Annotated in this window: 21 protein-coding genes; 8 read left to right on the forward strand and 13 right to left on the reverse strand. The window is 46.3% G+C overall.

Annotated features, from left to right (window positions below; translation table 11 throughout):
• Positions 1-562 precede the first annotated feature (562 nt).
• Both F7B60_05750 and F7B60_05755 read right to left on the reverse strand, forming a co-directional pair.
• Positions 563-1,159, reverse strand: a complete 597-nt coding sequence (locus F7B60_05750; GenBank protein MCE4615011.1) for a hypothetical protein — start codon at positions 1,157-1,159, stop codon at positions 563-565.
• A gap of 10 nt (positions 1,160-1,169) precedes the next feature.
• Positions 1,170-1,613 carry a universal stress protein gene (locus F7B60_05755; protein ID MCE4615012.1) on the reverse strand — a complete coding sequence of 148 codons (444 nt, stop codon included), beginning with the start codon at positions 1,611-1,613 and terminating at the stop codon, positions 1,170-1,172.
• Positions 1,614-1,690: 77 nt separating this feature from the next.
• Between F7B60_05755 and F7B60_05760 the strand changes: the two genes are divergently transcribed.
• Positions 1,691-2,596: a hypothetical protein gene (locus F7B60_05760; GenBank protein ID MCE4615013.1), complete on the forward strand. Its 906-nt coding sequence runs from the start codon at positions 1,691-1,693 to the stop codon at positions 2,594-2,596.
• Here F7B60_05760 and mvk read toward each other — a convergent pair.
• The 3 genes from mvk to F7B60_05775 all read right to left on the reverse strand — a co-directional run bounded on the left by mvk (position 2,593) and on the right by F7B60_05775 (position 5,593).
• Entirely contained in the window at positions 2,593-3,573 is a 981-nt protein-coding gene (gene mvk, locus F7B60_05765) for a mevalonate kinase (GenBank protein ID MCE4615014.1), read from the reverse strand. The two genes, F7B60_05760 and mvk, sit on opposite strands and share 4 nt — an antisense overlap.
• A gap of 63 nt (positions 3,574-3,636) precedes the next feature.
• Positions 3,637-4,269, reverse strand: coding sequence for a hypothetical protein (locus tag F7B60_05770; protein MCE4615015.1), 633 nt, complete (start codon positions 4,267-4,269; stop codon positions 3,637-3,639).
• A 142-nt stretch (positions 4,270-4,411) separates the two neighbouring features.
• Complete coding sequence (locus F7B60_05775) at positions 4,412-5,593, reverse strand: cation:proton antiporter (GenBank protein ID MCE4615016.1); 1,182 nt, start codon at positions 5,591-5,593, stop codon at positions 4,412-4,414.
• Between the two features lie 143 nt (positions 5,594-5,736).
• Between F7B60_05775 and F7B60_05780 the strand changes: the two genes are divergently transcribed.
• From F7B60_05780 to F7B60_05790, 3 genes are read left to right on the forward strand one after another with little or no spacing between them, the layout of a single operon-like run.
• On the forward strand, positions 5,737-6,747 hold the full coding sequence (locus F7B60_05780; GenBank protein ID MCE4615017.1) for an ABC transporter ATP-binding protein: 1,011 nt from the start codon (positions 5,737-5,739) through the stop codon (positions 6,745-6,747).
• Between the two features lie 9 nt (positions 6,748-6,756).
• Positions 6,757-7,566: an ABC transporter permease gene (locus F7B60_05785; GenBank protein ID MCE4615018.1), complete on the forward strand. Its 810-nt coding sequence runs from the start codon at positions 6,757-6,759 to the stop codon at positions 7,564-7,566.
• Between the two features lie 4 nt (positions 7,567-7,570).
• On the forward strand, positions 7,571-8,365 hold the full coding sequence (locus tag F7B60_05790) for an ABC transporter permease (GenBank protein MCE4615019.1): 795 nt from the start codon (positions 7,571-7,573) through the stop codon (positions 8,363-8,365).
• Positions 8,366-8,373: 8 nt separating this feature from the next.
• Here the strand turns inward: F7B60_05790 and F7B60_05795 are convergent, their stop codons facing one another.
• The 3 genes from F7B60_05795 to F7B60_05805 form a co-directional block, all read right to left on the reverse strand.
• On the reverse strand, positions 8,374-9,702 hold the full coding sequence (locus F7B60_05795) for a phenylacetate--CoA ligase (protein MCE4615020.1): 1,329 nt from the start codon (positions 9,700-9,702) through the stop codon (positions 8,374-8,376).
• A 1-nt stretch (position 9,703) separates the two neighbouring features.
• Positions 9,704-10,957: a hypothetical protein gene (locus F7B60_05800; protein MCE4615021.1), complete on the reverse strand. Its 1,254-nt coding sequence runs from the start codon at positions 10,955-10,957 to the stop codon at positions 9,704-9,706.
• A 223-nt stretch (positions 10,958-11,180) separates the two neighbouring features.
• Entirely contained in the window at positions 11,181-12,620 is a 1,440-nt protein-coding gene (locus F7B60_05805; GenBank protein ID MCE4615022.1) for an MFS transporter, read from the reverse strand.
• Positions 12,621-12,734: 114 nt separating this feature from the next.
• Between F7B60_05805 and F7B60_05810 the strand changes: the two genes are divergently transcribed.
• From F7B60_05810 to F7B60_05820, 3 genes are all read left to right on the forward strand, one after another.
• On the forward strand, positions 12,735-13,229 hold the full coding sequence (locus tag F7B60_05810) for a COG2426 family protein (GenBank protein MCE4615023.1): 495 nt from the start codon (positions 12,735-12,737) through the stop codon (positions 13,227-13,229).
• A 38-nt stretch (positions 13,230-13,267) separates the two neighbouring features.
• Complete coding sequence (locus tag F7B60_05815; protein MCE4615024.1) at positions 13,268-14,056, forward strand: SDR family oxidoreductase; 789 nt, start codon at positions 13,268-13,270, stop codon at positions 14,054-14,056.
• A 159-nt stretch (positions 14,057-14,215) separates the two neighbouring features.
• A complete protein-coding gene (locus tag F7B60_05820) occupies positions 14,216-14,818 on the forward strand; it encodes a hypothetical protein (GenBank protein ID MCE4615025.1) in 603 nt (200 codons plus the stop codon).
• A gap of 111 nt (positions 14,819-14,929) precedes the next feature.
• Here F7B60_05820 and F7B60_05825 read toward each other — a convergent pair whose 3' ends face one another.
• Positions 14,930-15,577, reverse strand: a complete 648-nt coding sequence (locus F7B60_05825; protein ID MCE4615026.1) for a hypothetical protein — start codon at positions 15,575-15,577, stop codon at positions 14,930-14,932.
• An 86-nt stretch (positions 15,578-15,663) separates the two neighbouring features.
• Here F7B60_05825 and F7B60_05830 point away from each other — a divergent pair, with 86 nt between their 5' ends.
• Positions 15,664-17,169: a gamma-glutamyltransferase gene (locus F7B60_05830; protein ID MCE4615027.1), complete on the forward strand. Its 1,506-nt coding sequence runs from the start codon at positions 15,664-15,666 to the stop codon at positions 17,167-17,169.
• On the opposite strand, the gene F7B60_05835 is transcribed toward F7B60_05830, so the two are convergent.
• The 4 genes from F7B60_05835 to F7B60_05850 all read right to left on the reverse strand — a co-directional run bounded on the left by F7B60_05835 (position 17,166) and on the right by F7B60_05850 (position 20,494).
• On the reverse strand, positions 17,166-17,678 hold the full coding sequence (locus F7B60_05835; protein MCE4615028.1) for an isoprenylcysteine carboxylmethyltransferase family protein: 513 nt from the start codon (positions 17,676-17,678) through the stop codon (positions 17,166-17,168). The genes F7B60_05830 and F7B60_05835 overlap by 4 nt on opposite strands.
• A 28-nt stretch (positions 17,679-17,706) precedes the next feature.
• Positions 17,707-18,657 (reverse strand): NAD(P)-dependent oxidoreductase, encoded by a 951-nt coding sequence (locus tag F7B60_05840; protein MCE4615029.1) that lies wholly within the window; start codon positions 18,655-18,657, stop codon positions 17,707-17,709.
• Between the two features lie 168 nt (positions 18,658-18,825).
• Entirely contained in the window at positions 18,826-19,794 is a 969-nt protein-coding gene (locus tag F7B60_05845) for an asparagine synthase-related protein (protein MCE4615030.1), read from the reverse strand.
• Positions 19,795-19,834: 40 nt separating this feature from the next.
• Positions 19,835-20,494, reverse strand: a complete 660-nt coding sequence (locus F7B60_05850; protein MCE4615031.1) for an adenine nucleotide alpha hydrolase — start codon at positions 20,492-20,494, stop codon at positions 19,835-19,837.
• Positions 20,495-20,500: the final 6 nt, after the last annotated feature.

The following is a 20,500-nucleotide window of genomic DNA, read 5'->3' on the forward strand; positions in this document are numbered from 1 at the left end:
GCTCTATGGTGACTTATGTAATAATTAAGTGATAAAGAATAATATAACTATTATTTAACAATTTTTTGTTAACTATTCTAATAAGGGTTATTGAAGATTGGCTATTGTAAATTAAAATGATCATATGGTATATCTCTTTTAAAAAGAATATAAACGCGTTTTAGAATTCCTAGTACGGGCTCATAAAACCAGCAACTCCCACGGTTACTAATGCGTTATAATGGAAAAGTTTATTATAAATTATAGGTGCAATTTCATTAAGTTCCTGTAAGGGATTATAGGATTTTAAACTCATTGATTTAATTGATTGGAGTGCACTATCGCATAGGTTGTTTATCGTGTTTTCGTCACATCTATTGATAGGTGTGTTCCAGACAGCAACCTTGATTATTATCTTTTTGTCTATAGGAAGTTCTTTATCGCAGATTGGTGATTTAGTTGTGCTTATAGGATGAGGAGTACCCATAGAGTTTCCTTTATAAGAGTACTGTTAATGGAAAGGTGTTTATTAATTAATCACATAGTATTAAGGAAGTGAACGTTCGCTAACTTACGCCTTTGATTAATCCTTAGTGTTCGTAGTGTTGTGTTTTGTTAGGTATTTTTTGAGTCCTGGTGCTAGTAGTGGTTTTCCGTCGTGTTGTGGGTAGGCGTATGGTAGTGTTATTTCTGTGGTGCCTAGTGGTGTTTCGATTGTTATTGTTGGGTTTTCTGTGAGTGGTATTTCCTGGAGGGTTTTTCCTTGTAGGATCATGTTTGTTAGGTAGGTTGCTCCGTCTATGCTTAGCTGGTGTGTGCCTAGGTTTCTTGTTTTGGCCCATGGTGTTCGGCGGGTGATTTCTCTTGTGCGGTGTTTTCTGGGGTGGTCTCCTAGTATTCCTCCTATTATTATGCAGTCTGCTTGCCTTGCTTCTTGGGGTGTGAGTGGTTGGGTTGCGTCTGGGTCTAGTATTATTGTTTTCCTGTCTTTGCAGTATTGGTGTGCTGGTGTGCCTAGTATTTTGGGTGGGTTGCATGTTTTCTTGTTGGTTTGTTGTTCGAGTTGTTTGGGTGTGTTTGTGATTACTAGTTTGTCTCCCGCGATTTGGTGGGCTTGTAGGATTTCTAGGAGAATTCGTTCGCCTGGTGGTTCCATGTTCTCTATTACTATCTCTGCCACGATTGGGGTTTCACTCTTCCTCCCTGTATTCTACTGTTAGGACGTCTGTTTCTGCGTGTTTGAATATGTCGCTTGCTACGCTTCCAACTAGCTTGTCGAGCCAGCTGCGTTTTCCCCGTTTCCCTACTACTATTAGGTCTGCGTTTACTTTCTTCGCGTAGTTTAATACGATGTGTCCTGCACTGCCTGTTTCAACTGTTACTTCCTCTACCGTTGCTCCTTTCTCCGCTGCTATTTTCTTTGCTTCGCCTAGTGTGTTCCTAGCGTTTTCCTCTATGGCTGTTAGTGCACCTTCGATTATGGGGGTCATTGTGGCTACATAGTCTTGGATTGGCGGTATTGCCATTACGAGGTATAGTTTGCCGTCGAATTTCTTAGCTATTTCCACTGCTTTCTCTAGGGCTTTTATGGATGTGGGGCTCCCGTCTATGCCTACGAGAATGTTCTTATACAACTCCTCGTTCACCATGTTATTTTAGGTTCCCCCTGTTTATTAACTTGAATTAGACGGGTTGGAGGGGAATACGGGTTATGGATTCGAGGGTGTATAGTGAGTTCACTGGTAGGGAGCCGATTGGTGTGGTTTTGAATCACGCGGATCAGGATGGGTTGGTTGTAAGGCAGGGGTTGAAGGGTGTTGAGAGGCTTGAGGGGGTTCAGTTCCAGGGGGATGACAGTATCCTCCATGGTCTCGGGGAGGATGTTATCGCTGGGCTCTTAGCTGTTACCGGTTTGAAAGAGGATGAGGGTCTTAGTGTTGGGTTGTGTAGTGATGTTGGGGGTGCTGTTACTAGGTTAACGTTGAGGGGTGTCCGTTTCGAATTGGCAGATACTCCTCCTTTCCCCTACTCTGTTGGAGATGAGTACTGGTTTCATAGTGTTGTAGAAGGTGTGACTGGTAGGTATAAGCCTTTCCTGGATTGCAGGTCTACTCCGTGCATTATAGATGGGAGTCTCGCAACCGGGGTGAGGAGGTACCCTATGGTTGACGGGGAGTATATGGTTTTCACGTCCTTCAACAAGTGGCTCTATACTCCTGGGAGGCTTGGCGCAGTATTCTATACACCCGGCTTCCCTGCCCGGTTGGAGTGCGGTGAGCCGAGTCCTTTGTTGCTAGCGTATGTTAAGGGCGTCCTGGATTACCTTGCTTCCACAGGTATTGAGGGTGTTGAGAGTAGGGTGCTCGGGTTGACCGGGGAGTATGGTTGGCTTCTGGATAAAGCTGGTTATACTCCTCTTACACCTCCTGAGGGGGAGTATAGGGCTGGGATAGTGGCTTTCAGCCTTCCCCTTCCCAGCGGTGAGGTTGGCAGTATTAGGAGTAGGCTTAGTAGGATGGGTGTTAGGGTTGGGTTTGTTAGGAAGATTATGAGGTTGTCGCCTAGCTTCTATAATACTGTAGGGGATATTGATCCTGTTTTGAGGTTGCTTCCTTAGTCTCCCTCTATTTTAACTCCTTCAACACCGAATACTCCTGTCCCGCTCCATGGAGCGTTTTCCAGTAGTTTGGAGCGGATGTCCTCAGCGTTATCAGTGTGTGTTAGTGCTATTATTGCCCCACCGCGCCCTGCTCCTGTGAGCTTTGCTCCTAGTGCTCCCGCAGTTCTTGCTTTGTGTACTAGTCTTTCTATTCTCTCGTTCGATACTCCGATGGAGTATAGTAGGCCTTGGTTTATGTTCATGAGTTCCCCTACTACTTGTAGATCCCCATTCTCGAGTGCCGGGATTGATTCTTGGACTACTGCTTCAGCGGCCTTATATATGTCTTCGAAGACGTTTTCATGTTTATCGTATAGTTTCAGGACTTCTAGGACGACGTCACCAGTCCTCCTCCTGACGCCTGTGTCTGCTATAACGAGTCTTCCACTGTTAATATTGACTGGTATTCTCCTGTAACCCTCTTCCTTCCTGTATACTATTACTCCGCCCTCGACTACGATGGTGTTGTCTATGCCGCTTGGTTTTCCATGGACTACTTTCTCTGCTTCATAGCTCATTCGGAGGAGGAATTCCCTGCTTATGTTTAGTCCTAGTAGTCTACCGTAGGATGCTGTGTATGCAGCTGCGCTCGCCGCACTGGATCCTAGGCCTGCTGAGACGGGGATTTCAGAGTCTATTGTGATGTATGCGGGTTCGAGTTTGACTGTTTCCCTTAGTCTCTCGAGTATTTGGACGAATGGTTGGAAGACGTCTAGGTGACCTGTTTTTACTTTGAGCTTCCCCTTGTCGGGGTAGACTCTGGCTTGCATGCCTAGGTTCCTGCTTTCTATGATGAGGGGCCAGTCCTTCTTCACCCGGGAGCTCACGTATGCGCGGAGTCCTATGCTCCCTGCTATAGCGTGGTTTCCCCTGACCACGAAGTGTTCTCCGAATAGTATTATTTTCCCGGGAGCACTTGCTTTAACATTGTTCATTGCTTGCCACTTCAAACGCCGGAGGGTGGGTTTGGTGTGGGATTCTCCCTAATAAAAATATGTTCACCCTCTGCCGCAGATGGAGTCGTATTGCTGTGCTATGGTGAACCCGCTGCTCGTCCCTAGCCTCGACGCTCCTGCTCCCACCGCGGCTGCCGCATCGAATACAGTCCTAATGCCTCCTGCCGCTTTTACAGGTAGCTTGTAGTGTCTGGCTATCATGGAGACGCGGTGGACTGTGTAAGGGTCTCCGCCCTTCGCTATGACGCCTGTGCTCGTTTTAATCCAGTCGAACCCTACTTTAGCGGCTTTCTCCGCTAGAGCCTCTAGTTCACCGTCATCGAGCACGGCGGCCTCTACTATTAGCTTCCCATCAGCGCCTGACTCGTGTATAATGTCTATGATGCTTTGCAAGTGGTCTTCAACCATGTTCCATTCACCGCTTTTTACTAGGTGTAGGGGGGCTACGATGTCTACCTCTGCTATACGGGTTTTCAATAGTAGCTTGAGTCCGCGTACGCAAGCGTCTGTCCCATAGTACGGGTGGGGGAAGCAGTATACCGTGCAGAGCCTGCCGTGCCGCCCGTAGTCCTTGTCAGCGAGTATTCCAGTGTGGTGTGGGGGTAGCATTGCACAGTAGAATCCTTCTTCAAATGTTCTTATGACAAAGTCCTCTGCTTCATCTAGGGTGAGCATGGGGGAGAGCAGGGTATTGTCGATCTTGGAGAGGAGGTGTTCCTTGTCGTGGAAGTAGTTGCAAGGCGAGAAGCTCTTCAATGCTGGTGCACCCGGGGATCTATTAGTATAGGGTCTTTCTTTTATAATAGCATCCTGTTTATCATACTTTCTCTTCTACTTTTCCTCCGGTCACTATGCTGGATAGGACGGTTGCTATTAGGGCTGTGAACATTACTCCTGCAGCTAGCGCCGGGGAGAGTAGCCCTGTTTTGAGGCCGCTGTAGGCTATGATTGTGGATACTGTGAGCCTCGCGCCGAAAACGTTGGCTAGTCTGAGATCCCGGACGCTTGATAATGCTCTTAGTCCACTGTAGCTTGCGAGTACTTTTACAGGGTAGCTTGTTGCTAGGAGTATAACTGACGGTATTAGCACTCCGCTTATTCCTGCTTTGCTTATGAGGAGGCCGGCGCTTGTGAAGAATATTGGTGCTAGGAAGCCGAATGTTATTGTCGAAGTCTTCCTCGTTATGTCCTCCTTGTCCGGGCTTGTTGAGAACGCTACTCCGAGGAGGAATGAGAATAGTATACCGTGTATGCCTGCTATCTCGCTGAATAGTGTTACGACTAGTACTAGGGCGAGGATGAGCCTTGTCTCGGCTTCAAAGGCTATTCTAGGCAGTTTCCTTATGTATTTCGCTGTGAGCCATGGGACGATTATGAGTGAGGCAACGTAGATGACTAGGATGCTTGAAGGCTTGAATACTACTGCAGTGTATGCTAGGATGCTTACAATGTCTGCAACCATTGTACTCGCTAGTATGAGCTGGCCTTTCCTAAGCGAGATGAGGCCTGTCTTCCTAATGATCATGTAGACTACTGCTACACTGGTTGTTGATACACCTACTGATGCTAGTAGCGTTTCAATCATAGTGTATCCCAGTATGTAGAGAACTCCGAGCGTCGCGATCATGGGGGCTGCGAAGCTTATTGTACCTATGACTATGCTTTTAACGAACACCGACCTCAACAGTGGTATGTCCACCTCTAAGCCTGCCATGAACATTAACAGTACGCCGCCTATGAGTGCTAGGGTGTCAATGAACTCTCCGGATGCAACGCCCATTACGCCTATAATGTATCCGAGGAGTATCTCGAACATTGCCGGCGTAACATCTAGTGCCTCTGCGAACAATGCGGAGGCTAGGATTACCCCTCCTATGGCTGTGAGTTCTAGGAGGCCTCTCTGGGATCCATTATACTCTAGTTCGTGGTAGAAGAGGCGTATGCCTATTAGGAGGGCTATAGTTACGGCTACACCGGTTAAAGCTAGTATGAGCCGCATCCTCCTTAGCCTACGCCTTAGAGTCTGGGATAACTCTCCACACCTGCCCGTGGAGTTTTTCTGGTTTAGGGTTTAAAGGGGTATTGATTATTCACTAATTCTAAATATCTCTTCCCTATAGAGGATTGGGATAGGGAATAACGGTGGCAGTGCCTGGTACAGCGGTAATAGCTGAATCACTCGAGAAAACGTATTATAGGGGGTCGTTCCTTACGAGAGCCCCTGCTGTCAAAGCGCTCAGGGGACTCAGCTTCAGGGTTGAGAAGGGAGAAATATACGGGTTACTAGGCCCTAATGGTGCCGGCAAGACTACTACTGTTAAGATTATTTCCACCCTCATGGTCCCCGATAAGGGGGAAGCCTATGTATTAGGCTATAATGTTGTAGACGAGTTTGCCGAGGTGAGGAAGAGGATAGGTGTTATGCTGAGCGTGGAGAGGGGTTTCTTCTGGAAGCTCACCGGACGGGAGAACCTGAGGTACTTCGGCCTCCTATACGGCCTCTCAGGGAGGGATTTGGAGGACCGGATTGACCGGGCGATTGATACTGTCGGGTTGAAGGAGCTGGAAGGGGATGAGAAGTTTTTCGAGGACATGAGCCTGGGTATGAGGGCTAGACTAGGGCTTGCGAGGGTATTGTTGAAGGACCCGGAGATCATGATACTGGATGAACCTACACTGGGGTTGGACCCTCATAGTGCGAGGCATATTAGGAGGCTCCTACGGTTGGAGGCTAGGAACGGTAAGACTGTACTGGTGACTACTCACAACATGTTTGAAGCGGAGATCCTGTGCGACAGGGTTGGCATCATTAGGTCTGGTAAAATCATAGCTGAGGGGGCGCCGGAGGAGCTTAAGTCTTTCGTCTCTAAGAGCACTCCAGTAACAGTGTTGTTGAAGAGTTTCGAGGAGCCGGTTGTACAGGATCTTGTGGCTAGATTGAGCCGGGATGACGTGAAGGTTGACTATGAAAGGGTGGAGCCTGGTAAATGGAAGATCAGCCTCCTAGTCCCCCGCGGGTTTGAGGATGAGGTTTTGGCTGATGTTTACGTGAAAGCTAGGAGCCTCGGTGTCAGTGTGATGGAGACTAAGGTGAGGGAGGTTACTCTCGAGGATGTTTTCATAGCTCTGACAGGCGGGAAGGTTGAGGGGTAGATTGGGGATATGACGTCAATCTCAAATATAATGCTTGCGGAGATAAAGGTACAGCTCTACTGGCTTAAGAATAACAAGGTGATGATGTTAATGACCTTGTTATGGCCTTATCTTATGGTATTCATAATGATCTCCTTCGGATCCGCTTTCGGCAGCTTGGAGGAGTTTAAGGAGAAAATGGGGATAGCTAGCCCTATACTCTACCTTTTCGCTGGAAGCGCCGTAGCCACTGCCAGTATAGCAGTAATAGATAATGCTGCGGGGGTAGCGACTTGGCACAGGTGGCTTGGAACACTATCATACGTACTCCTAGTCCCCCGAAGGTTCGTCACCTACCTATTGGTATCCAGTCTTGTAACAAGCATGGTGCAGGTAATATTCAACCTAGCATCAATAACCCCAGCGGTAATAGTGCTGGAGGGCGCTTCAGCCGGACTCCAGCTGCTAATTGTCCTCGTATTCATGTTCATCGGAACACTACCTCTACTCGGAATAGCCCTCCTCGGAGGGGTAGCCAGCCTCCTAGCCAGCGAGGAGAGTGATATCATAAACTTCCTGAACCCTCTGCTCCTCCTCCTCTCAGGCGTTTTCTACCCAGTGAAGCTTCTGCCGTGGATACTGAAGCAGGCCTCATACTATATTCCAACAAAATATGTCGTCGACGCGGCTAAAATGGCGGCAACCTATACTCACCCGCCCGGTAGCACTATAATCATCATACTCTACGCTTTGATGCTCTTAGCTGTGCTCTACAATATAGTAGGGGTTTTCGGGACATTTTATGCTGAAAAGGAGTTGAGGAGGCGTGGGGTACGGTAGGATAATGTCAATGACGAAAGCGATGCTGTGGCTGCATCTGAAACGTGCTGTTAGATATAAATATGGACTCATAAACTGGGGGATAATTGAGTTCCTCTACATGGCGATATACATGCTTGGGGCATTGGCGTTCACCCCTAGGGATCAATGGGGCGGGGTATCCCAGTATGTGTTCTGGGGTGTTCTAGCATGGACTCTGGTTTCGACACCTACATGGACTATTGGGAACTGGGCTCAGTTCTATATTAATATGGGGCTCTGGGAGCAGCATGAGACTATTGGAGCTAGCCACTCACTATTCCTCTCAATGAGGATTATACCGGCTATTATAGCAGGGTTCATTGGAAGCATAACGGCTTACGGGTTCCTATACGCTACTGTAGGCGGTAACCTATCCCTGAGAGGGAGTGTATTGCTGACTCTACTGTTCCTGTTATGGCTCGTGTTACAGTCAACCATTTACGGTTTATTATTAAGCTATTTATCCCTACTAACAAGCACTCCTGGACCGATGTTGGATGTTTTAAATATACTCCTCTTCATAATTGGCGGAATAGGGGTTCCCGTAGCCAAGTTACCTGAGGGTGTTAGGCTTTTCGCGGTGATCACACCCTACAGCCATGCTTCCGAGCTCATCAGATGGTCTGCAATAGGCATTAAACCGTATCTGGGTGTTCTAGGCGAAGTATTTGCAGGGGTATTGACTACCCTTGGGTTAGGCTTGACTGCCTGGCTTGTCAGAGGCAAGGCATACAGTAATGCTAGGATGAACGGTGTCAAGGGTATTGGCAGGATGTGAGTGAGAGGCTATTTTCTAAGGTCTATAATCCTCTTAGCCTTACCTCCATCAACTCTATCAAGCGATCCGGGTTCAACTACTTCTACCCTCGGATTCATGAGTAGCACCTCCCTAAGCCTACTCTTAACTAGACGCTCTAATGCCATATACTTCTCCCTTGCAACATCGTCTCCTGCTTCAACTTCTATCCTCATCTTGTCAAGCCCGGATTCCCTGTACACTATAACCCTATAGTTGGGGCTTACTCCATCTACTCCGAGGAGCATGGCCTCTATAGAACTAGGGAAAACGTTTACACCGTTAATCACAAGCATATCATCAGCTCTGCCTGCTATTCTACCTATTTTCCGCATCGTTCTACCACAGTCACAGGAGTCGGAGTCGTATAGGTATGAAATATCATTAGTCCAGTACCTTAGAAGAGGCATTGCCTCGTGAGTGAGGGGGGTTACGACAAGTACACCCTTCTCCTCAGATTCAACAGGCTCACCTGTTTTAGGGTCAACTATCTCTACAAGGTAGTGATCCTCCCAGACATGGAGGCCGTCATGGATGGGGCATTCTCCACCTACTCCAGGCCCGTATAACTCGCTCATACCATAGACATCATAAGCCTCTATATCCCATATAGATTCTATCCTCCTCCTCAGCTCCTCAGTCCACATTTCAGCGCCGAGCAGTGCTGTGCGAACCAGTGTATCCCTCTTCAAGTCTACCCCCATTTCCAGCGCCGCCTCAGCTAAACGTATCATGTAATTGGGAACTGCAGCGATTGCCGTGGCGTTTAAATCCCTGATCATTATTATATTCCTCCTAGTATATCCTGTGCCTGCTGGAACTACTGTCGCTCCAAGGCGTAGGCCCCCGTAGTGGAAGCCTAAGCCGCCTGTGAACCAATGGTATCCGAGGGCTACATAGACTGTATCTCCACTTGATACGCCTTGCATGCTCATGGTTCTAGCCATTAAACTACCCCAGCTTTCCAGGTCCCCTCTAGTGTAGGCAACTACAGTAGGTTTACCTGTTGTTCCACTGCTAGCGTGCAGCTCAACTACTTCTTCCAAAGGAACGCTTATCATCCCATACGGATAGTTGTCCCTTAATTGTTGTTTACGGGTGAAGGGAAGCTTCGATACATCCGATAGTTCCCTGATGTCACTTGGAGTTATATTGTTCTCCTTCATAACCCTCCTGTAATACATGTTGTTCTCGTAGGCGTGTTTTACAGTCCATTTAAACCTTTTCAACTTGACTTTCTCTATAACATCCCTCCCAGCGGTTTCAATGGGATCGAAAAACCCTACGGTTTCCTTTACAGGTTTTGTTATAGTCTTCATTTCACCCGCCTCTCGGTAGTAGGGATATTATAAGTGAGATTGCTAGGGATATTGTGAAGCTGAGGTGGTTGAATGGGAGGGAGAATCCTAAGAGTCCAGCTGCACTGTATAATAGAACTGAGAGTATTCCTGTAACGCTCCCAACAAGCACACTCTCCCTATTCCCCCGCCCTGTAACCATTGAAAGTACTGGAGGTATGAATGCAATGCCAGTTATACTCCATCCAAGCTTGAATACTGATGTAAGTGTATTGGATAGTGCTGAGGGAATGTTGAACATTCCGATCACGATGGCTAGTACTGCAATCATTACAGCACTACTGATTAACCTCACCGACCTGACGTCCCTCTTGCCAAGCAAGTCGTATGCTAGGGAGCTGCCTACTGTGAGCCCTATACTGTCCATAGTGCTCATTGACGCAGCTATAATGGCGGCAGCCATTATAGCTGCCCCCCAAGGGCCTAGGAGGGATTCCGCTAGTAAGGGTATGACTTTGGGTGGTGGAACACTTCCTAGGAGGCTTCTCGCCATTATACCGGATGAATACGACCCGAATGTAACGAGTATGGCGAAGCCTAGGGCTATGAGCCCGGCTTTATTGACGACCTTCTCTTCTTTAACGGTGTAGAATCTATTCAGCATTTGGGGTAATCCCCAGACTGCAACGCTCGTTATAATAGCTATGTCTAATAGTAGATCCAGTCCTGGGAATTTCGAGGATAATGGAGTTGACTGTATTACTGCAGCCTTTACTCCTGAAACAGTTATTGCAGCTCCTGCTAGGAGTGCTACACCTGTCGCCATTACTACTCCTTGTAACGCGTCTGTCCACACTATTCCATACATCCCGCTTAGAACTACGTAAGCAGCGATTACTGATACAAGGATGACTGCGGAAGCTGTAAGCGTTATGTTTAGGACGGTTGCCAGCATGACTGAGGCTCCCGCTACTACTGTAGCGGCATAAAGTGTGAGGCCTATAGCAGCCATGGAGCCTAGGTATGATTGTAGAATGCCGGTTTTATGGGTTTTCGCTAGTAGTTCAGGTATTGTCAGTGCTTTCAACTTGTCACCTAATACCGATACTTTTGGCCCTATTAGTTTGAATGTGACTAGTACTCCGAGCGTCACGTTTAGAAGGGGGATTAACAGGCTCCATGAGCCCCATAGGTATCCCCACATTCCTCCGACGACTATGACGACGCTTGAGAAGTATGTTGCGCCGAACGTGAATGCTAGGAGCCATGTGCCCATGTTACGGTTTGCTACTAGGAACCCTTCCAGTGTGTCTGCTTTCGATTTAAATAAAACTCCAAGGCCTAATGAGGCGAGGAGGTATCCCGCTATGAGTGATTCTCCTGTAAATATACACCACCCCTTCCCACTTTAGTGGGAGAAAGAAACTTGTTAGCCCATATATAAACCTTTATCTCCCCTAGTTATACAATAAAAAGAGATTTATAATATATGAATCCGATTAGGCTTCCCTTATTATTCTAACAACCTCCCTGATCAGCGGGGATATAAGCAGAAGCAAAACATAGAGCCCTGCAGAGGAGAAGAATAGGTATCTATACGCCATCACTTTAGGGATTCGGATTTTAATAAGTCCCCCCGGCGTTGGGAAGCTCATTAGAATAGAGTACATACTCATAAGCGTCCCCGCTACAGCAGGACCCCATGATGCTCCTAGGTTTCTAAATAAACTGTTTAAACCTGTGGTAACTCCGAGGAACCTTTTGTCGACAGTGAATATGAGCACGTTTATTAAGCTGACGTTAAGCACGCTAATACTAGTTCCTACTATTACAACAAGGGTTACAAGCCTGAGTAGACTGGGCCCAACGGGGTTCATTGCTAGTGTAGTTAAGCCTAATATAGCTAGAATTGCACCGGTATAAACGAAGGGTTTGGCACCTATTTTAACCATGAATTTCCCTACTATCGGTGCCACTATAAGCATGACAATAGCGTTAGGCGTCATGAGTAGCCCGGATTGAAGTATATTCTTCCCATACCCATAGGGATGCGGCATCTGGAGGATGTATATTACAGCCTGGTTCATCATTTGGACAGCAAAACCCGCAAGGAATATTCCTATGTCAGTGATGAGCACATTCCTATCCGCCATCAGTTTGACCGGGAGCAACGGATTATCCGCGAGCACCTCCCAGTAAATAAACGCGACTAGCGATACTATGGACAATACCAGTAGCCCAAGAGTCCAAGAGTTAAGCCAGCCTATGGTGGGAGCCCTTGTAACTGCTATCAATGCAGCTACCGAGAATATTGACAGTAGCGTTAGACCCGTCCAGTCCATTTTACCTGGAGTCCTGTACCTGCTCTCCCTCAGAACCTTATATGAAGCATAAAGTACTAGGATTGCGAATGGTATAATGGTATGGTAAGTCCACTCCCACCCATAGTTCTCAGCTATGAAGCTTCCCAGCGGGAGTGCTATTGCTATACCAACACCGAACATTGCACTTATGATCCCCTGTACTTGGGGTACCATTTTAGGCGGGAACTCTTCTCTCACTATTGTGAAGCCCAGTGGGAATATAGCCATTCCAAGGCCTTGGAGTGCTCTTGCAAGTAAGAGTATTGTGAATGTAGGCGCGAAGCCTGTGAAGACTACTCCTATGGTGTATATTGAGAGTGCTATCAGGAATAGTTTTCTTTTCCCATGAATGTCTCCGAGTTTACCAAAGAGAGCTACGCTTATTGTACCTGTGAGTAGGTATATGGATAGAACCCAGCTTACATCGCTAGGCGTCACGTGGAACTGCCTTTGAATAGTTGGGAGGGATGGTATTAGTACTGCTTCTGTATACATGACTAGGAGCGGGAGGGTTACTAGGACCATCATTGCACGCTTCGCGTATTTGAGATCGTAGACTTCCCCGTCATCCTCCACCTAGGACACCCATGCAGGATCCTATAATTATGTATTTTATATAAATATTCCAGAGTGTTTGCAGCTAATCCTTAAAACACTCATATAAGCATAAGGTAACCAACGAGATGGTGGGTGGAACTGATAACGGTAAATATATCAGTGTACCTCTATGTTCTAGGGCTTATACCTACATTCGAGGGGAGATACGTTGTTGTAGTCGCGGCTGCACTACACCAGTCCCCGGCAATGGCTTTAACAACTGCTCTAGCGAGCGTCATAACACTCTCACTGGTCCTCCCCTGCATAATCCCATACATAGACGTTTTAGCTGGGAAACTTCAGTCTATGCGTAAACCAGTTATATCCCCGCTTGCAAGCTTGTATCTCACTTATGTAATGAAAGCCAGAGTCAAAGCCGAGAAATATTCTAGGAAGTACGGGTTCCTGGGTCTTACTTTATTCATTGCAGTCCCCCTGCCTGGCACGGGAATATGGACTGGTACTCTGGGAGCCTACTTACTAGGCATCCCGAGGAGGCAAGTGGTAACTGCAGCAGTACTAGGCGGGGCATTATCAGTTTTCACCATGTTCGCAGCGACCTATCCTTTAATAGAATTAGTTACCTAAATAATAGATCAGCGTTTTATCCTAGGTGGTTATATGAAATGGTTAATCTAGGATTAAATGGATATAGAGTTATCGTCACGGCTTCAACGGAAGGTATAGGGAGGGGCATAGTCGAGGTATTACTGGAGCAGGGGGCTAAGGTAGTTATAAACGGTAGAACCGCCGGTAAAATGGAGAAAACCATTAGCGACCTGTCTCTCCTCGGAGAAGTTTATGGAGTAACTGGAGATTTATCGGTTCCCAGCCAGGCGGAGTCAATTGTAGATAAGGGGGTAGAGATGCTTGGAGGGCTTGATTCCCTAGTATACGTTACTGGGTCACCTAAACCCGGCGCGTTTGCCAACCTAAATTGGGAAGATTGGGATGGAGGTATAAACCTCTTAATCAAAAGCTCTTTAGCCTTAACTAGGAGGGCTATTATACATCTTAAGGGATCAGATAATCCTTCGATAGTTTACTCGACTAGTGTGGCTGTGAAAGAACCGATACCTGATATTGCACTATCAAATGTGCTGAGGATAAGTGTCCATGGATTAGTGAAAACATTAGCCAGGGAACTTGGATCCATGAATATACGTGTTAACGCTGTTATGCCCGGTTACATTATGACTAAACGAGTAGTTGAACTAGCAGAGTCCCGGTCGAAGGGTGATAATGTTAGTGTCGACGAAGTTATCGATAGTATTGGTAAAGGCATACCCATAGGACGTATTGGCAACCCTAGGGATGTCGGGTATGCAGTTGCATTCCTAATCAGCCGCTTGGCTTCCTATATTACCGGAGTCTCCCTTCCAGTAGACGGTGGTTTACTGCGTTCAATATTCTAACAGTGCCTATGTTAGACTGTAAAGTCTAGGTATACCCGAAGCATATGTGGAGTAACAGTATATGACAGTTAGATTGAACACATTTTCATGGTATGAAGAATTATTATCTATAACACAGTATAAATCTAATTAAACATGCTTTTAGAGAGGTGTTACTCGATGGATACCCTCGACCAGAAACTTATATACAAAGCCTTAGGGGTTCAAGCAATAGCTTTTGCTATATACCTAGTCTTCACTGGGGTTAATACCGGTATCACATCCATAAGCATAGTGGGGATAAGCTATACATCTAGCGCGCTAGTTAAAATGGAGAACGTAGGGCTTATACTGGCTGGACTTGTACTCGCGTTTTCAGGTGCAATACTTTTCAGGGTGAAGGAGAAGAGAATTAAAGTATCCGGCAGCCTTTTCATAATAGCAGGCATCCTAGCTGCTGTAGCCGCCATAATTGTATTGTTAAACAATGGATCCCAAGGTGTTCTCGCCACGTTCCTATTAGGCATATTTATAGCTTCAAACACCATGGCAATGCCTATTCTAGGTTTAAGTATAATAAGAACTATTAGCAGTGAAGATAATGTTTTAAAATACTCCACGGCCCTATACATAATCACGCCAATACTCACTGTATACGGGTTGCTCGGATTAAGCTTGACAGGCCTAGTATCTACAACAATACTCTACGTAGAGTCTCAAGGCCTTCCAGAGCAAGCTGAGAAGCTGACTGAGACTATGGAGAAGGTTATACCTGAGCAATAAACCATTGTAAGGGCTCTATCAAAAAGGGTTGTGGATGAAGCTTCCTATAATATGCTGGTAGGAATAAAGCGGTTGCAGGCCCGAATACCATCAGGGCGAAGAATCCCCTGATCATGCGGGCTGTTTTTCCTGTCCACACTTTTTGAGGATAATCTTCGTTATCCTGTCAAGATCCTGTATTCCTCCACCGATTAGCTTGGAAGCTTCTCTGATACTCATATCCTTATGCAAGCCGTTCTTAATTAACTCGAAGACATCTTCCTCGCTTATCTTCTCGTAAAGGCTTGGAACGTGTAGGACAGCTTGGAGTAAACTTCCAACACCAGCTTGTAGGAAACAAATATTAATATCAACCTTCAGAGGAGGCCTCCCTCTATCTACTTTCTTCCTCACAGACATTAGTGATGAACCCTTGAAAACATGTGTAATGCTCTTCATAAGGTAGCCGTGGGCTTCAGCAGTAGCCCATAAAACAGTCATGGCACGTTGAGACAGTTCTAATCCCTCCCCCCTAGCTATAATAGGGAAGGTTTTAGCGATTAGTTCTGCTTCACTTATATAAACCTCGTATCCATCAGCAGACTTATCAATGATGCCTACATTCTTTAACGCTAGATTCTCCAGGATTTCCCGTTCATCTGTTTCCTTTATGCGGAATAGAGTCTTATAGGATAATGGGAAAGGCAACAATCCCCTTAGATATACCAGTCTCTCGATGTTATTCAACTCAAGTAACAGGCTCCTAACTAATCCCGGCAAAGCATACTCCACCGCTCCAAATCGTTACGCTATATCTCCGTTATATATGAAGGATACCTAATATATAGGGCAGGAGTTGAGGTAAGATGCCTGCAATAACGGTTAAAACGAAGAGCGGTGGAGCCGCAAGCGAAAGCCCATTGGCTTCTAGGATAGGTGCTGACATACTAGGCAAGGGGGGAAACGCTGTGGATGCCGCTGTAGCTGTAAGCTATGCTATAACAGTGGCACTTCCTCATCTAGGAGGCATTGGCGGCGATTTCTATGCAATGATAGCTGAACCTAATGGTTCGATTAGAGTGGTTAATGGTTCAGGGCCATCACCGGCTGGACTGAAGAGAAACCTGGTAATCGGCAATGGTTACAGTAAGATGCCTGATACTGGCGGGCTAAGTATAACAATTCCAGGACTAGTAGATTCTACTTGGCTTATGTCAAGGGAGCTTGGAACACTAGAATGGAAGGAACTAATAGATCCCTCAATAATAATGGCGTCAGGAGGCTTCCCCGCTCCCAAGACACTCGTGGACTCCGTGAATAACCTAGCAAGCACACTAGGTAAATACAAGGGAACCTGGAAGGTATACTCCTACATAACGGAGAGAGGGATGACTGTCAAATTCAAAGGACTGGCAAAGCTCCTCTCAATGATAGCAGAAGACCACAGAGTGTTCTATGAAGGAGAACCTGCAGATAAACTGGTTGAAGCCGTAAATAGCAACGAAGGAGTATTCGACCCCGAGGATCTAGCATCATATAGAGCGTATATAACCGAGCCAATAGCTATAGAATACGAGGACTGGACGGTATGGGAAATGCCTCCTAACACACAGGGAATAACAACCCTTCACATACTAAAGCTTCTAGAGGATGCTCCGACAGAAATAGAATCCTCAACAATTAATAGGCTGCTTCAAGCATATAGAATCGCGTACTATATAAGAGACAACTACATAGGAGACCCGGATTACATGCAGTATAAACCTGTAGAACTCCTAAAAGACCCGTTTCTCAATAGAGTAGAACAAGAAGCGTCAAACTATGCGTTAGACAGAAGCGGTGACACAACATTCTTAATAACCGTAGATAGGGAGGGGAGAATAGTCCTCGGAATACAAAGCCTATTCCACCACTTCGGTTCACTAGTCACAGAACCCCACTACCAGATCCCCCTGAACTCTAGAGCAGCCTGCTTTACACTAAAGCCAGGAGTACCCAACACTGTTGGACCGAGGAAACTACCATTACACACTCTTTCAACAGTACTAATGGAAGGGAAAGACAGGATAATAGGATTCGGGTTAAGCGCCGGCCATTATAGGCCACAGTTCCACGCACAGATAGCTAAGAGGATTATGGATGGAGGGGAAGACGCGGTTGATGCCTTGCAAGCCCCGAGGCTGGCCTGGGCACCATGGACTAATAAGATCATAGTTGACATGGAACTAGCCTCCAAACTCCAGGGATTACAAGGCTATGAAGTAACCACTGGCAGAACAGGGGTAGGCTCTATAGTGGAAGTATATAACGGAGATATACGCCTAGCGACAGACCGTAGAGGGGAAGGTGTACCATCCGCAGCAAGACCCTAGTTCCTCCTTCTGATCTCTCTAAACCCTATGGAAAGGCATTTCGGGTTAAGATTGAACGCTGGAGTCGTACTCATATACTCGGCATAACTCTCTCCGTATTTGGAGAGGCATTCAGGCTCCTCGACAAACAGGACGAATAGCAGTGCACCTACAACGGCCCACCCCGACCCTAGAAATGCTATCGGTGAACCGGCGAGCAATGCCAGGGATACAGGCATGAAGACCAGACCCAGGTGCTGAGGGTGCCTCATACAGGAATAGATACCTATCTTTACCAGCCTATCAGGCCAGAAGGATTCGCTTGTAGAATGAGCGTAGAGCCTTAGAGTTCTACCCCCAATACTCGAGAGGAGAATTGAATAAACGAAAACCACGGCACCCAGAGCTCTGAAAACCCATAGAGAATAACCGCTTAGAAGCCGCCAGTAGCCCGTGCTGTAATAGTAGGGTGGAACAAGGGTAATTATCCATATAATAGGCCAATAAACGAACTTCCAGGCCTGCCTCAACACCTCACACCCCTCCATATATGTTTGTTCAAAGCAACCCATTATCACTCATCCAACTCGTGACGAGAGGTAAACCCTCGAACAAATCAACCCTAGGCCTCCAACCCAGCCTAGAGAGCATATCAATAGGAACATCACTAGGGGCGAGCTCAACATACCTCAAAGCCCCAACAAACCTTGACCCCATCGAGAGGATCCATTTGGGAACTGTAATCATTTCACCAGAATCAGAGCCCCTCGCAGCCCTCAACAAAGCCTTCGCAAACTCCTCAGCACTATAAATCCTAGGACCCCTAACATTATACACACCCACACCACCAGACTCATATAAATGGACGATAGCACTAGCAACATCCTCAGCTGAAACAAGGCCCAGAGGGAGATCCCTCCTACCCAGAACTAATCCAACCCCGTGCCTCGCTAGTCTAAGAAGCCTTGGAATATCAGGGTTACGAGTATACCTACCATACATCCATACAGGGCGGACAGTAACCCACCGCCATCCGCGTTCACGGGATCTCTCCATGACAACCTTCTCAGCCTCACACTTACTCCTCTCATACCACGTCCTAGGCCTACACACTGCACCCTCCGAAGCATTCACCCTCAACGTATCACCTAGGGCTAGGATAGCACTAACGAAGACAAAGACGCCTAAACCCTTAAGGGAATCTAATAGATTAACAGTACCCCCATAGTTGATACTCATCTCACGCCTACCACGGCCGAGGACAGCCGCAGTATGAACAACAACATCAAAATCCAGGCCACTCAAAATATCCCTCAATCGATCCCGGTCAATAACAGAAGCCTCCACAATCTCCGCATCCTTCAATACCTTCCTAGCCCAGGGCCTCCTGGACAGAGAGCCGGGATTAACCAGGGAAACTACCTCCCACCCCATAGAGAGGAAGCGCTCAACAACATGTAAACCCAGCATACCGCTAGCTCCGGTAATAAGAACTTTGCCTATGCTCAAGGACGTTATCACACGGATAAAGAGAAATCTGGTTTGAGATATTAATCTTTTTGAATAGGTTATGTGTAGGTATTATTTTCTCTAATAGTGCACCTACTTATAATAATTATAATTCTCAAGCCTTATCCTAGAAGATAATAACCATGTTATCCGTTTATTGGTCAAGGATTATTGTATTTCATTGTTTGGTATATAGGCTCCACAGAATTTACAGTACCCATTTTCTAGGCATCTGCCACAGACCGGACATGCTTTACTTGAATCCTCACACTTCTTCGGTGGTTCAATATTGTTTTCGATCATCAGCCACCCAAGATAGAGTTGTACGGGATCGCTAGGCTTGTACTCTAATTTCTTCTCAACAAGCTTCCCTTTAACATGTTTTATACTCTTCATAGTAATCTCTTCTAAATACTTTTGAGATCCGCTTCCAAGAGTTACGGGTGTTTTCTCTCGAAGGGCTATGTCTACTAGGCCTCTCTCATAGAGTGTTCTTCTTAACAATAGCTTACCCATACGTCTACCCCTATCTAGGAGACAGTGTATAGGGGCTTCCAAGGCAACTCTTTTCGCGGCATTAGAATATAGTGGAGCGATAACGTTTAGGCCTATTTGATCTCCAACCCAGATGGTTGGCATCCATGCTTTAATTACCATCCTTTTAATCCACTTTTTCAGTTCATAATCCGTCTTTGGAAATAAGAAGCTATACCCTAGAAAAAGCTCATCTCCTCCATCTCCTGATAGGATGCAATTACATCCATCTTCTAATGCACGAGTTAAGGCCAAGTAATGGGAAGCATCAGCTGATACTTCGACGGGGTTGATTGTGACAAGTTTTCCAATAACCCACTTGACAGCTTCAATATAATCTTCTATGGATGGTTTCAATACTATATGTTTGTATACCCCTAGTTTCACAGCGGATTTAACCGCGTATTCGAGGTCCAGTGATCCGGGTAATGCTACTGTGTAGGCCGTTACGTTACTTAGATTAGCGTGGCTTGAGATAACATATGTTGTGTCGATGCCACCGCTTAGCAGGCTACAGTCACAGTCTTTCACGAGTTTCGAGGCTGACTCGTTTAAATATCTCCTAAGCCTCATACACTCGGGTTTTTCCACTCCAAGAACCATGGTAGGCCACCGGGCAATCTGTTACTGATTGATTATTTGTTTACGTTGTTATTTGGAATATCCCATACGATCCATATTTATCCCTTTCAACGATTCGTCTTGGCCTGTATTCTAGGGGAGGAGTTTTCATAAGCGGTGATTTGTTGACTAGCGTATGGTATTCACCGTATTCCCCTATGGGGTCTGAGTTATATGCTTTCAGTATCCTATGGATATAACCCCAATTCCCTTGATGTATCCTCGTTCCGATAAGGGATTTAGGTAGTAATGGTATTGTTGCAATAATTGTGAATTCAATATCGTTCATTATCAACTCCTCGTATAGTTTTGCAGTATCTTCTCCGAATAGAGGTTCGACCAGTTCTACACCACTTAGCTCGCTGACTCTTTTATGCCATTTAAGGTGCTCCTCTAATAGAACGTCCCCAGCTATTAGAGCTTCTACACCATGTATCTTTCTAATGGCTTCAGCCAGAGATTCCTGCTCCTTCCCCTTCTTAAGAGCAATCCTTCTAATAGGGATACCCATAGCCAAGGCTATCTTCTCAACAATATGATAGTTTTCCAGGTGTGGGTTCGGGTATGGGAAGGTTGGAACTATGAACATTAAGTGTGTCACCTTGTAGCCATCGCGGATCGCTCTCAGTATAGACAGTGTAGAATCTTTTCCGCCACTGAACAAAGCTACTGCCTTCTTCAAAGCGGT

Source organism: Candidatus Tiamatella incendiivivens, from assembly GCA_015522635.1.
Taxonomy (GTDB): Archaea; Thermoproteota; Thermoprotei_A; order Sulfolobales; family Acidilobaceae; genus Tiamatella; species Tiamatella incendiivivens.